The sequence below is a fragment of the Stenotrophomonas maltophilia group sp. LNF247 genome, from assembly GCF_054083135.1.
This window is the reverse complement of the sequence record NZ_JBSRQL010000004.1, coordinates 167,521-178,956: the sequence shown is the minus strand read 5'-3', so window position 1 is coordinate 178,956 and position 11,436 is coordinate 167,521. Positions and strand designations below refer to the sequence as shown.

Sequence of the window (11,436 nt, the reverse complement as noted above, 5' to 3'; positions counted from 1 at the left end):
TGGCGTGGATCTACTGAACAACCATCCAGGCATGGCGTGGATCCACCGGCCAGACAGGGGTAGTGCCGGCCGCTGGCCGGCACCTCATGAACCCTTTGCGGATCTGACACCGTTGCCGACCAGCGGCCGGCACTACCGGGCTTACCCCAGCCGCTTCAGTTCCCATGCGCGGTGGATGCGCGCGTTGCGCTCGAAATCCGGACCGATGGTGCGTGCGGTGATCTCGCGGCACTGGGCGAATTCGGCGATGGCGTTCTCTTCCAGCTTGAAGCGGCGGAAGTTGTTGGAGAAGTACAGCACGCCACCCGGTGCCAGCCGGGCCACCGCCGCCTGCAGCAGCTTCACCTGTTCGCGCTGCACGTCGAAATCATCGGCGCGGGCGGAGTTGGAGAAAGTCGGTGGATCACAGAAGATCACGTCGTACTGGCCGCGGTCGCCTTCCAGCCAGGCCATCGCGTCGGCCTGGACCAGCAGGTGCTGGTTGCCCCCCTGCCCGTTCAGCGCAAGGTTGTCGTAGCACCACTGCAGGTAGGTGGCCGACAGGTCGACGCTGGTGGTGCTGGCGGCACCGGCCACGGCGGCCTGCACGCTGGCCACGCCGGTGTAGCAGAACAGGTTCAGGAAACGCTTGCCACGCACCTGCTCGGCCATCATCCGGCGCAGCGGGCGATGGTCAAGGAACAGGCCGGTGTCCAGGTAGTCGAACAGGTTCACCTGCAGCAGTGCATGGTTCTCGCGCACCACGATGAACTCGTCACGCTGCTCGAAGCGGCCGTACTTGCTGCCGCCCTTGCCGCGCTCGCGCGACTTCATCGACACCTGCTCCGGCGGAACGCCGAATACTTCGCGCGCGGCGGCCAGCAGCTCGTTGCGGCGGCGGCGCACGTCGTTCTCGGGAATCGCCGCCGGTGCCGCGTACTCCTGCACATGCAGGAAGGTGCGGCGCTTGCCCCCGTCTTCCTCGTAGACATCAATGGCCGCCGCGTACTCCGGCAGGTCGGCGTCGTAGGCGCGGAAGCAGGTGATGTCCTCGCGGGCACGCCAGCTCTTGAACTTCTTCAGGTTCTTGCGCAGCCGGTTGGCCACCATCTGCGCGCCTTCGCTCAGCTCGCGCGGCTGTGCCGGATCACGACCCGGCACGGAAATCGGATCGCAGACGATCAGCGCGCATTCCAGCGCACCGTTGAACATCTGGTACTTCTTGCTGGCGCGCAGGCCAGTGGCGAAGGCCAGCTCGTCATTGCCGCACAGCAGGCTGGCACGCCACTGCGGCACGGCCTTCTGCAGGGCATTGCCCAGTGCACGGTACAACGCCGGATCGGCAGCCAGGCGTTCGTCGTACGGCGGGTTACAGACCACCGCACCGATCTCCTGTTCGGGCGCGGCCAGGTCGGCGACATCGGCGCGGGTGAAGCGGATCGCGTGGGCGACGCCGGCAACCTCTGCATTCTCGCGGGCGGCCTGGATCGCGGCCGGGTCGATATCGCTGCCATGGATGACCGGCTTCAGCGCGGCCAGGCCGGCCGCTTCGCGCTCGCGTGCTTCGCTCTGGATGGACTTCCAGGCCGCCTTGTCGAAGCCCAGCCAACGGCTCGGCGGCAGGCTGCCATGCCGCATCAGGCCAGGGGCGACGTCGGCGGCCATCAGTGCACCTTCGATCAGCAGCGTGCCGCTGCCACACATCGGGTCCAGCAGACCGCCTCCGGCGGTGTGCAGGCGCGGCCACTGCGCGCGCAGCAGCAGCGCGGCGGCCAGGTTTTCCTTCAGCGGCGCCTCGTGGGCGGCACCGCGCCAGCCACGGCGATGCAGCGGGCCACCGCCGAGGTCGATCGACAGCGAAGCACGGCCCTTGCGCAGCGACAGGTTGACGCGCACATCGGGCAGGTCGGTGTTGACCGAGGGGCGCTCCAGGCCTTCATCACGCATCCGGTCGACGATGGCGTCCTTGATCCGCTGCGCGGCAAAGCGCGCATGGGTGATCTTGTCACCGGACACGTGTGCGTCCACCGCCAGGGTCATCTCCGGCGTGATGTGCTCGTGCCACGGCAGCGCACGCACGCCGTCATACAGGGCCTGCTCGTCCGGGCAGTCGAATTCGTCGATCGGCCACAGCACGCGGCTGGCCAGGCGCGACCACATCACGATCCGCAGCGCCTGCGCCAGTTCGCCCTCGGCGTTGACGCCGGCAATGGTGGCGGTGGCCTTGGCAAGGCCCAGGGCCGACAGTTCATCGGCGAGCAGGTATTCCAGGCCCTTGGCGCAGGAGACGAAGAATTTCACGGGGTCGGTTCGCAGGTGGTCGGGCGCGGCACAGGGGCCGGGCCGGTCGGAAAGGAGGGCCGTAGGCACGGCCGGCAGGCCCGCGCCGGGGGCGGCGGGGCTGCCATTGTAGTCAATGCGGGCGGGCGCGCCGTGCGCCCCGGCTTCACAGTTGCCGCAGCAGGCGCTCGAAGGCCTGCGCAGAGGCCTCCACGTGGCGCTCCAGGCGGTGGCCATCGTCAACCAGCAGCAACTGCGCCGAACGCGCCTGCGCCCAGGCAATCACGCCGGCAGCCGGTACCACGTCGTCATGCCAGGCCTGCACCACCGTGGTCGGCACCACAGCGGCGTCCAGCGCCGGCATCGGGCCCATGGTGGTCGGCGGCACCATCAGGAACAGGCCGGCTACCGGCACCTGCAGCGAGGCGATGGCGGAAATGTAGGCGCCCAGGCTGGAGCCGGCCAGTACCACCGGCCCCTGTCGGGCAGCGATGGCGGCGCGTTCAACCAGACGGCGCAGGCGGGTCGGCACGTCGCCCACCCGGCTGACCTCGCTCATCGCGTCCAGATCGGTGTAGTCGGGGCGCTCGTGGGTCCAGCCCAGGCGTTGGGCCACCTCGGCCAGCGCGGTGACCTTGGTCGCCTCCGGGCCGCTTTCGAAGCCATGGGAGAGGATGCAGTGGCCGCGACTCATGCGCGTGCTCCGTGGGCGCGGGCCAACCAGGAAAGAGAAGGCAGGTTCATGCCGCAATGCTAGCATCGCCGGATGCCCAACCCGCTCCTGCCCGGCCTGCAGCTGCAGCCCCTGCCCTACCACGACCGACTGCCGCTGCGCGATCCGGCCACGCTGGAGATGGTGGTGATCCACTGCACCGAGCTGCCCGATCTGGCGACGGCCCGCGAGTACGGCGAGCGCGTGCTGTATGACAGCGGTGCCGGCAACAGCGGGCACTTCTACATCGACCGCGATGGCAGCGTGGTGCAGTACGTTGCGCCCGAACGCGTGGCCCACCACGTGCGCGGCATGAACGCGCATACGCTGGGCATCGAGCTGGTCAATACCGGGCGCTACCCGCACTGGTTCGACAGCCGTCACCAGGCGATGGACGAGGCCTACACCGAGGCGCAACTGAAAGCGCTGGAGCGGCTGCTGCAGGCGCTGGTGGTGCGCTATCCGTCGCTGCAGCGGATTGCCGGGCATGACCAGCTGGACCTGGAGCAGGTGCCGGCCAGCGATGATCCGACGCTGAGGGTGGCACGCAAACGCGACCCGGGCCCGTTGTTCCCTTGGGCGCGGGTGCTGGCGAAGGTGCCGCTGCAGCCGGTTGGGTAAGCGGCAGGGCTGCGCCCTGCACCTGCGGTAGTGCGGGCCGCTGGCCGGCAACAGCAGGCTATCCGTGGGATGGCAGGGTGGGCCCGGTTGCGGGGGACGCCGTAAATCCCCAGGCCGGCCCAGCCGCTGGCGGCTGTGCGTTCGGGCGCTCGCGAAGCAGTGCTTCGCAAGCAAAGCGCCCTCACCCCTGGGGGCTTGGCCGCGGCATCCATGCCGCGGACACCCGCAACCGGACCCACCCCGCCTTCGACAGATTTCTGCCGCTGTTGGTGGGTGCCGACCGTTGGTCGGCACGGAGTCGGATCGATCGGAGGGTGCCCTTGTAGAGTCGAGCCGCGCTCCATGACCTGCGGGCGCCGATGATTTGAACGCATCGCCATGCGCGTGGAGCCGGCCGCTCGGCTCTGGAGAGGCTCCGCGCTCGACTGCTTTCTGCTCGGATCGCTCAGGCGCCGGTCGCCACCGGGCGGCTGCTGTCGCTCACCCAGCCGCTCCAGGAGTCGGCATAGATGCGCGCGCCGCTCAGTCCTGCGCTTTCCATCGCCAGCAGCAGGTGGCAGGCGGTCACGCCGGAGCCGCACATCAGCACCACCTGCTGCGGATCGCGGTTGCCGATCACGCCCTGCAATTCGGCGCGCAGTTCCTGTGCATCGCGCAGGCGGCCGTCGGCGACGTTCAACGCAAACGGGCGGTTGACCGCGCCGGGTACGTGGCCAGCGACCGGGTCCAGCGGCTCCACTTCGCCTCGGAAGCGTTCACCTGCGCGTGCGTCGACCAACCAGCCCGGTGCATGTTTCAGGCGCGCGGTGATTTCATCGGCGCTGGCGACCTGGGTGGTGTCGAAGCGGCCCGGGTAGGCAGGCAGCGCTGTCACTTCACCCTGCCCCGTCGCCAAAGGATGCCCTGCGGCCTGCCACGCGGCGATGCCGCCGTCGAGCACAGCCACCTTGGTGTGCCCGATCAGGCGCAGCAGCCACCACAGGCGCGAGGCGGCCATGCTGCCGTCGCTGCCATCGTAGACCACCACCTGGGTGTCGAGGCCGATGCCCCACTGCCCCAGTTTCGCGGCAAAAGCATCGCTGTCGGGCAATGGATGGCGACCATGGCCGACGCGGCTGAGATCGGACAGATCACGGTTGAGATCGGCATGCACCGCAGTCGGTATGTGTCCTGCCAGGTACTGGCCGCCCGCAGCCTGCGGGTCGGCCAGCGAAGCACGCGCATCGACCACGCGCACGGCGGTACTGGCGGTGGCACGCGCGTCGACCACGCGTACGCCTTCGCCCAGTGCAGCGGCCAGGGTGTCGACATCGACCAGGGTGGTCCACGGCTGCTTGATCGGGTTCATTGCACTTGCTCCAGGCGGCGACGCAGGTTGTAGAGGATGGCCGCGGTCGCCCCCCAGATGCGCTGACCGGGCCAGCCATACTCAAGAACGTGGCGGATGCGGCCGCGATGGTTGATTTCGACCTGGCGCAGGCTGTCAGGGGCCATCAGGTAGTCCAGCGGCACCTCGAACACTTCGGCCACTTCGCTGGGCTGCGGCACCGGCACGAACTCCGGATCGACCACCGCCACCACCGGCGTGACCCGGTAGCCGGTGATGGTGACGAAGGGATCGAGATACCCCAGCGCCTGCACCTGGCCGGGCGCCAATGCGATTTCTTCTTGGCTCTCGCGCAGCGCGGCCGCCAGCGCGTCGCGGTCATCGGGTTCGGTGCGACCACCGGGGAATCCGACCTGGCCACCATGGGTGCGCAGTGTTTCGGTGCGACGGGTGAGGATCACCTGTGCGCCATTGGCGCGCGGCACGATGCCGGCAAGCACCGCCGCCTCCACAGGCGGCCCCGGTGGCAGCAGGTCGATCAGCTCGCTGCGGTTCCAGCCGTCGCCGGCCGGCGGTTCGGCCAAAGGATGCAACGCGCGCACCAAGCGCTCGTGGTCGGCCAGCGATCCGCGTAGCGATTGCTGCAATTGTGCACGCAACGGTTGCACGCGGTGCAGGATGCGGCTGCGTTCCTCGTTGTTCATTGACGACCACCGCGCGATTTCTTCGAGATGCCGCCCGCAGCCGGTGCATTGCCGGTCCGGATCCAGCGTGCACACTCCGATGCAGGGACTTGCGACAACACGCGCCGTTTCTTCCATTGTTTGCACCCGCCAACAGTAGCGCGATCGGGCTGAATTTGCGCGGGTGGCCCGGCCGGACGGTAGAGTCGACTGTGAGTCGACTCGCGCGCGCAGCGCGGGCGTTTCCCCGATGTGACCCAAGAGCGGTCGACTGACAGTCGTCTCTACCGTCGGCACTGCGCAAACAAGAACGCGCCGGTGGGGTCACCGGCGCGTTTGGTTTACTGCTTCGATTTACTTGACGCTGACCAGCTTGATCTCGAACTGCACAGCCACGTTCGGCGGGAACGGGGTGCGCGGATCGGCACCGTAGGCCTGGTCCGGCGGCAGGGTGACTTCCCACTTCGAGCCTGCCGGCATCTGCAACAGGGTCTCGCGCATGGCCTTCATTTCGACTTCGCTGACCTTGATCGACGGGATCTGCTGGGCCGGGCGGGCTTCGGTCGGGCGCTGGCCGTACGGGAACGGACCGGCCACTTCCAGCTGCACGGTGCTGGCCTGGGTCGGCTTGGCACCCTTGCCGGCTTCGATCACGCGGTACTGGACGCCGCTCGGCAGCGACTGCACGCCGGCCTTGGCCTTGTTCGCCGCGATGAACTGATCGCTCTTGGTCTTGTTTTCGGCAGCAGCCTTCTCGTACTCGGCCTTGGCAGCCTGGGCACGGCCCTGCTCGCGCTTCTGGAACGCTTCAACGGCCGGCTTCAGCTGCTCGGCGGTGATCGCCGGCTGCTTCTTGGCGTAGGCATCCTGCAGGCCCTTCACCACCGAGTTGATGTCCAGCTGCTCACCACGACCGGTCAGCTCCGCCAGGTTGTTGCCGTAGTCGTAACCGAAGTAGTAGCTCAGCTTGCCCTTTTCGGACGAGACGTCCTGGGCGAAGGCATTGCCCGTCAGGGCCAGGGCCGCGACGGCGACCGCGATAGAACGCAACTTCATCAAACAGTTCTCCAGGGGTGGTAACTCAGGGACGTTCTGCGCCGCCCTGAGGCGACGGGTTAGGATAACGGGCGTAACGTGTAACCGCTACTCACGATGCAGGCTATGACCCGCCTGCGTTTGCAGAGTTCAATATCACTTTTTTTTAACGTTTCAGGAGTTTTCCCCGTGGCCGATGCTCTGATCGCTGTCTCCGACGACGGCGCCATCCGCACCGTGACCGTCCAGCGCCCGGACAAGCTCAACGCCCTCAACGCCGCGACCCTGCAGGCCCTTGCCGGCGCTTTCAGCGACGCCGCCGCCGATCCGGAGGTGCGCGTCGTGGTACTGACCGGGGCCGGTCCGAAGGCCTTCGTGGCTGGCGCCGACATCGCCGAGATGAACACACTCAGCGCGGTTCAGGGACGTGATTTCTCACTGTTGGGCCAGGCCCTGATGCGCCAGATTGAACGGATGCCGAAGCCGGTCATCGCACGCGTGAATGGTTTCGCACTGGGCGGTGGGCTGGAACTGGCGATGGCCTGCCATCTGCGCATCGCCGCAGATACCGCCAAGGTCGGCCAACCGGAAATCAACCTCGGCCTGATCCCCGGCTTCGGCGGCAGCCAGCGCCTGCTGCGCCTGTGCGGCCGCGCCACCACCCTGGAGCTGTGCCTGCTGGGGGCGCCGATCACCGCCGCGCGTGCGCTGGAACTGGGCATCGTCAACGAAGTGGTGCCCGCCGACGCGCTGGACAATCGCGTGCAGGACATTGCCCGCCAGCTGGCACGCTCGGCCCCGCTGGCCCTGCGTGGCCTGCTCGATGCGGTGCACGTGGGCGGCGAATGCAGCCTGGACGCCGGGCTGGAGTACGAAAGCGCGCAGTTCGGCCTGCTGTTCGCCACCGAGGACATGCGCGAAGGCACCAGCGCCTTCCTGCAGCGCCGCCCGCCGGCGTTCCAGAACCGCTGACGCCATGGCTTCCCGACCCAATCCCGCGCAGTTGTTCGCCCGGGTCCAGGCAGACGATCTTGATGGCGCCCTGCAAGCCGGGCTGATGGACTATGTCGCCCGCGCTGACGACGCGCAGTTGCTGCCCGGCCACCCGGAACTCCCGCAGCGGTTGCAGCAGGCCCAGCAGCAGCTTCAGGCCGCCTGGGCGGCACGCGAACGCTACCGCGCCCGTGCGGTGCGACTGGCCCGCCGCGAAGCCGAACGCGACGCGCGGCGCACGCCCGCCCCGGCGCCGGACGTGAAGCCCGCCCTGCCCGCCGCGGCAGCCGCCATCCTCGCCCGGGCCAAGGCCCGCGCCAGCGGCAAGGAGCAGTAATGGCGACCACGAAGAAAACCGCACGCGCCCCGGCGCGGCGTGGCGGCACGATGCCGCGCGCCGACGTGGTGGAGATGTTCACCCGCCTGCGCGAACTCAACCCGCACCCGAAGACCGAACTGGAGTACAGCTCGCCGTTCGAGCTGCTGGTGGCGGTGGCGCTGTCGGCGCAGGCCACCGACGTCGGCGTCAACAAGGCCACGCGCCGATTGTTCCCGGTCGCCAACACCCCGGCAAAGATCCTTGCGCTCGGTGAGGACGGGCTGAAGCAGTACATCTCCACCATCGGGCTGTTCAATGCCAAGGCGAAGAACGTGATTGCCACCTGCGCGATCCTGCTGGAAAAGCATGGCGGTGAAGTGCCGCGCGATCGCGATGCGCTGGAAGCACTGCCGGGCGTGGGCCGCAAGACCGCCAACGTGGTGCTCAACACCGCCTTCGGCGAGCCGGTAATGGCGGTGGACACGCACATCTTCCGCGTCGCCAACCGTACCGGCCTGGCCCCGGGAAAGAATGTGCGCGAAGTGGAAGACAAGCTGGTGAAGGTGATCCCCGCCGAGTTCCTGCTCGACGCGCATCACTGGCTGATCCTGCACGGACGTTACGTGTGCAAGGCGCGCAAGCCGGATTGCCCGGGCTGCGTGATCGCCGACCTGTGCCGGTTCAAGGACAAGACCGCGGCCGAGTGACGGCCACATCCATGCAGGGCGTGGATCGACTGCAACCAAGGCGCAATCCGGGCGTCATACGCAAGCGGTTTCAATGGCAGGCCCTGCCGTGACGGGGCCTGCGGTGGATGTCTGCCGCGCGTGAACTGTCACATTTACGCAATCTTTACCTTCTAGCCTGCGCGCATCTTCCCACCTGCCTGCAAGGCTCCTCTCCATGAAACTGCATCACCAACTCCTGACGGTGGCCGTGGCTGCTGCGCTGTATGTGCCGGCTGCACACGCCGAAGTCGCCATCGACGTGATCGGCGGTTCGGAAATCACCTTCGAAGGCCTGGTCCAGGCCGACGGCAACTGGTTCCACAACGATGTGGTGGACCTCAACGGTGGCGACGCCGGCAACGGCAAGAACAGCGAATTCGAACTTCGTCGCGCCGAGCTGGTGCTCAAGGGCAAGGGCCCGGGCAACGTGGAGTGGGTGGTCGGCTATGACGCCAAGGCCGACAAGTTCCTCGACACCAACGTGAAGTACAAGCTGCTGGGCAACGCCAACCACTTCCTGCAGCTGGGCCAGTTCAAGCAGCCCAACAGCCTGGAAGAACTGTCCAGCACCAAGAACAACGATTTCATTTCCAAGGCAGCGGTCACCAATACCTATGCCATCGCTCGCCGCCTGGGCGGCGCGTACAGCTACGGCCAGGACAACTGGTCGGTGACCGCCAGCGCCTTCGGCCGCGAGCTGACCCGCAATCTGGCCCACGGCAGCGGCTACGGCGCGCGTGGCACCTGGGCCCCGATCAATGAAAAGGGCCAGGTCCTGCACTTCGGCCTGAGCTACGTCAACTACGACGCCGACGCCGACACCCTGCGCGTGCGTGCGCGTCCGAATGCCGACCTCGCCACTGCCCGCCTGGTCGACAGCGGCAACCTGACCGACACCGACCGCGTCAGCACCATCGGTGCCGAAGCGATGTACTTCCAGGGTCCCTTCAAGGCCCAGGCCGAGTACTACACCAGCAAGGCCAAGCGCTACGACCACGACAACTACACCAGCGACGGCTACTACATCAGCGGCGTGTGGAACGTGACCGGCGAGACCTGGAGCTACAAGGGCGGCACCCCGGGCACCGGCCTGCCGAACAACCCGGCCGGCGGTCAGTGGCAGCTGGGCGTGCGCTACGACCACATGGACCTCAATGACGGCAACCTCGCCGCCAACCCGGTCGCCGGTCGCCCGCCGATCGTCGATGGCGTGCTGGGTGGCAAGATGGACATCTGGACCGTGGGCGCGAACTGGTACCTGCGTTCCAACTTCAAGCTGATGCTCAACTACGTGATGGTCGACAGCAAGAAGTACAGCTCCACGGCGCGCGGTTTCGTCAACGACGATCCCAACATCCTGGAAGCCCGCGCGCAGTTCTTCTGGTAAGTCCCGCCACCTGCATTGAACCGCGAAGGCACGGCACCGGCCGTGCCTTCGTCGTTGCATCGGCACCCGCGCTGCCCAGCCGGCGCAGCGGACGTGACATCCCTCATGACGCATGTCACGCCCGCGTCATATGACAGACGCGGGCGTGTCACGCAACCGTTATGGAATGTGCACCGAAACGTCGGGCAACCGCCCTTCGACCACCACCCCAGGAGTCTCCCCGTGATCCACGCCTTCAAGTCGCGCGCCGCTGTCGCCATCCTGGCTGCATCGTCCGTGTTCGCCGCCAACGCCGCCGATATCACCGGCGCGGGCGCATCGTTCATCTACCCGGTCATGTCCAAGTGGTCGGCCGACTACAGCGCCGCAACCGGCAACAAGGTCAACTACCAGTCCATCGGTTCCGGCGGCGGCATTGCCCAGATCAAGGCCAAGACCGTTGATTTCGGCTCCTCCGACGCGCCGCTGAAGCCGGAAGACCTGGCTGCTGCGGGCCTGGCGCAGTTCCCGTCGGTGATCGGCGGCGTGGTGCCGGTGGTCAACGTGGCCGGCATCGCGCCGGGCGCGCTGAAGCTGGACGGCGCCGTGCTGGCCAACATCTTCCTGGGCAAGATCAAGACCTGGAACGACCCGGCCATCGCCGCGCTGAACCCGGGCGTGACCCTGCCCAACGCCAAGGTCACCGTCGTGCATCGTTCGGACGGCTCGGGCACCACCTTCAACTTCGTCAATTACCTGTCCAAGGTCAGCCCGGAGTGGAAGAGCTCGGTCGGTGAAGGCACCTCGGTGCAGTGGCCGGCCGGCATCGGCGGCAAGGGCAACGAAGGTGTTGCCGCCTATGTGAAGCAGATCAAGGGCGGCATCGGCTATGTCGAACTGTCCTACGCGCTGCAGAACAAGCTCTCCTACACCGCGATGAAGAATGCCGCCGGCAAGTTCGTGCAGCCGAGCGACACCTCGTTCGCTGCCGCTGCCGCCAGTGCCGACTGGGCCAGCGCCCGCGACTTCTACCTGGTGATGACCAATGCGCCGGGCGCCGAGTCCTGGCCGATCACTGCCACCAACTTCATCCTGGTGCAGAAGACGCCGAAGAATGCTGCCAATGGCAAGGCGACCCAGGAATTCTTCCGCTGGGTCTACAAGAACGGCGATGCCCAGGCCCGCCAGCTGGACTACGTGCCGCTGCCGGACAGCCTGGTCCGCCAGATCGAGACCTACTGGTCGCAGAACCTGAAGTAAGCGCGTTCCCCCGCAGGAACGGGGGCGGCGGGTCCTCTCTCCCCCGCCGCTCCCACCCGGGCGCGAGATCCTCGAGATCTCGCGCTCTTCTTGTTCTTGGGGATGCGCCTGACTCTGTAGAGCCGAGCCACGC

General features: G+C 67.3%; 11 protein-coding genes. 6 read left to right on the top strand and 5 right to left on the bottom strand.

Annotation, left to right across the window (positions count from 1 at the left end; translation table 11 throughout):
• Window positions 1-141 precede the first annotated feature (141 nt).
• Entirely contained in the window at window positions 142-2,280 is a 2,139-nt protein-coding gene (gene rlmKL, locus ACTXG9_RS06085) for a bifunctional 23S rRNA (guanine(2069)-N(7))-methyltransferase RlmK/23S rRNA (guanine(2445)-N(2))-methyltransferase RlmL (protein WP_456115424.1), read from the bottom strand.
• Window positions 2,281-2,425: 145 nt separating this feature from the next.
• On the bottom strand, window positions 2,426-2,953 hold the full coding sequence (locus tag ACTXG9_RS06080) for an alpha/beta hydrolase (protein WP_019659068.1): 528 nt from the start codon (window positions 2,951-2,953) through the stop codon (window positions 2,426-2,428).
• 72 nt (window positions 2,954-3,025) lie between these two features.
• Here ACTXG9_RS06080 and ACTXG9_RS06075 point away from each other — a divergent pair, with 72 nt between their 5' ends.
• A complete protein-coding gene (locus ACTXG9_RS06075) occupies window positions 3,026-3,592 on the top strand; it encodes an N-acetylmuramoyl-L-alanine amidase (RefSeq protein WP_021203541.1) in 567 nt (188 codons plus the stop codon).
• 445 nt (window positions 3,593-4,037) lie between these two features.
• Here the strand turns inward: ACTXG9_RS06075 and ACTXG9_RS06070 are convergent, their stop codons facing one another.
• The 3 genes from ACTXG9_RS06070 to ACTXG9_RS06060 form a co-directional block, all read right to left on the bottom strand.
• A complete protein-coding gene (locus ACTXG9_RS06070; RefSeq protein WP_329847248.1) occupies window positions 4,038-4,940 on the bottom strand; it encodes a sulfurtransferase in 903 nt (300 codons plus the stop codon).
• Window positions 4,937-5,740, bottom strand: a complete 804-nt coding sequence (locus ACTXG9_RS06065; protein ID WP_111097776.1) for a CoA pyrophosphatase — start codon at window positions 5,738-5,740, stop codon at window positions 4,937-4,939. Before ACTXG9_RS06065 ends, ACTXG9_RS06070 begins: the two co-directional genes overlap by 4 nt.
• 216 nt (window positions 5,741-5,956) lie before the next feature.
• Window positions 5,957-6,658, bottom strand: a complete 702-nt coding sequence (locus ACTXG9_RS06060) for an FKBP-type peptidyl-prolyl cis-trans isomerase N-terminal domain-containing protein (protein WP_005408797.1) — start codon at window positions 6,656-6,658, stop codon at window positions 5,957-5,959.
• 168 nt (window positions 6,659-6,826) lie between these two features.
• On the opposite strand from ACTXG9_RS06060, the gene ACTXG9_RS06055 reads away from it, so the two are divergent.
• The 5 genes from ACTXG9_RS06055 to pstS all read left to right on the top strand — a co-directional run bounded on the left by ACTXG9_RS06055 (window position 6,827) and on the right by pstS (window position 11,303).
• On the top strand, window positions 6,827-7,609 hold the full coding sequence (locus tag ACTXG9_RS06055) for an enoyl-CoA hydratase/isomerase family protein (protein WP_021204113.1): 783 nt from the start codon (window positions 6,827-6,829) through the stop codon (window positions 7,607-7,609).
• Window positions 7,610-7,613: 4 nt separating this feature from the next.
• The gene (locus ACTXG9_RS06050; protein ID WP_005408795.1) at window positions 7,614-7,967 is read left to right on the top strand and encodes a hypothetical protein; all 354 of its coding nucleotides are present in this window, start codon (window positions 7,614-7,616) and stop codon (window positions 7,965-7,967) included.
• Window positions 7,967-8,656 carry an endonuclease III gene (gene nth / locus ACTXG9_RS06045; RefSeq protein ID WP_021204114.1) on the top strand — a complete coding sequence of 230 codons (690 nt, stop codon included), beginning with the start codon at window positions 7,967-7,969 and terminating at the stop codon, window positions 8,654-8,656. Before ACTXG9_RS06050 ends, nth begins: the two co-directional genes overlap by 1 nt.
• Window positions 8,657-8,852: 196 nt before the next feature.
• Complete coding sequence (locus ACTXG9_RS06040; RefSeq protein WP_049411264.1) at window positions 8,853-10,064, top strand: OprO/OprP family phosphate-selective porin; 1,212 nt, start codon at window positions 8,853-8,855, stop codon at window positions 10,062-10,064.
• Between the two features lie 222 nt (window positions 10,065-10,286).
• On the top strand, window positions 10,287-11,303 hold the full coding sequence (gene pstS / locus ACTXG9_RS06035; RefSeq protein WP_019659077.1) for a phosphate ABC transporter substrate-binding protein PstS: 1,017 nt from the start codon (window positions 10,287-10,289) through the stop codon (window positions 11,301-11,303).
• Window positions 11,304-11,436: the final 133 nt, after the last annotated feature.

What these genes read in the sequence shown, in the direction of transcription:
- ACTXG9_RS06075 (WP_021203541.1), top strand. Translation starts at nt 3,026, where the DNA reads ATGCCCAACCCGCTCCTGCCCGGCCTGCAGCTGCAGCCCCTGCCCTAC.
- ACTXG9_RS06040 (WP_049411264.1), top strand. Translation starts at nt 8,853, where the DNA reads ATGAAACTGCATCACCAACTCCTGACGGTGGCCGTGGCTGCTGCGCTG.
- nth (WP_021204114.1), top strand. Translation starts at nt 7,967, where the DNA reads ATGGCGACCACGAAGAAAACCGCACGCGCCCCGGCGCGGCGTGGCGGC.
- ACTXG9_RS06080 (WP_019659068.1), bottom strand. Translation starts at nt 2,953, where the DNA reads ATGAGTCGCGGCCACTGCATCCTCTCCCATGGCTTCGAAAGCGGCCCG.
- ACTXG9_RS06065 (WP_111097776.1), bottom strand. Translation starts at nt 5,740, where the DNA reads ATGGAAGAAACGGCGCGTGTTGTCGCAAGTCCCTGCATCGGAGTGTGC.
- ACTXG9_RS06050 (WP_005408795.1), top strand. Translation starts at nt 7,614, where the DNA reads ATGGCTTCCCGACCCAATCCCGCGCAGTTGTTCGCCCGGGTCCAGGCA.
- ACTXG9_RS06060 (WP_005408797.1), bottom strand. Translation starts at nt 6,658, where the DNA reads ATGAAGTTGCGTTCTATCGCGGTCGCCGTCGCGGCCCTGGCCCTGACG.
- ACTXG9_RS06070 (WP_329847248.1), bottom strand. Translation starts at nt 4,940, where the DNA reads ATGAACCCGATCAAGCAGCCGTGGACCACCCTGGTCGATGTCGACACC.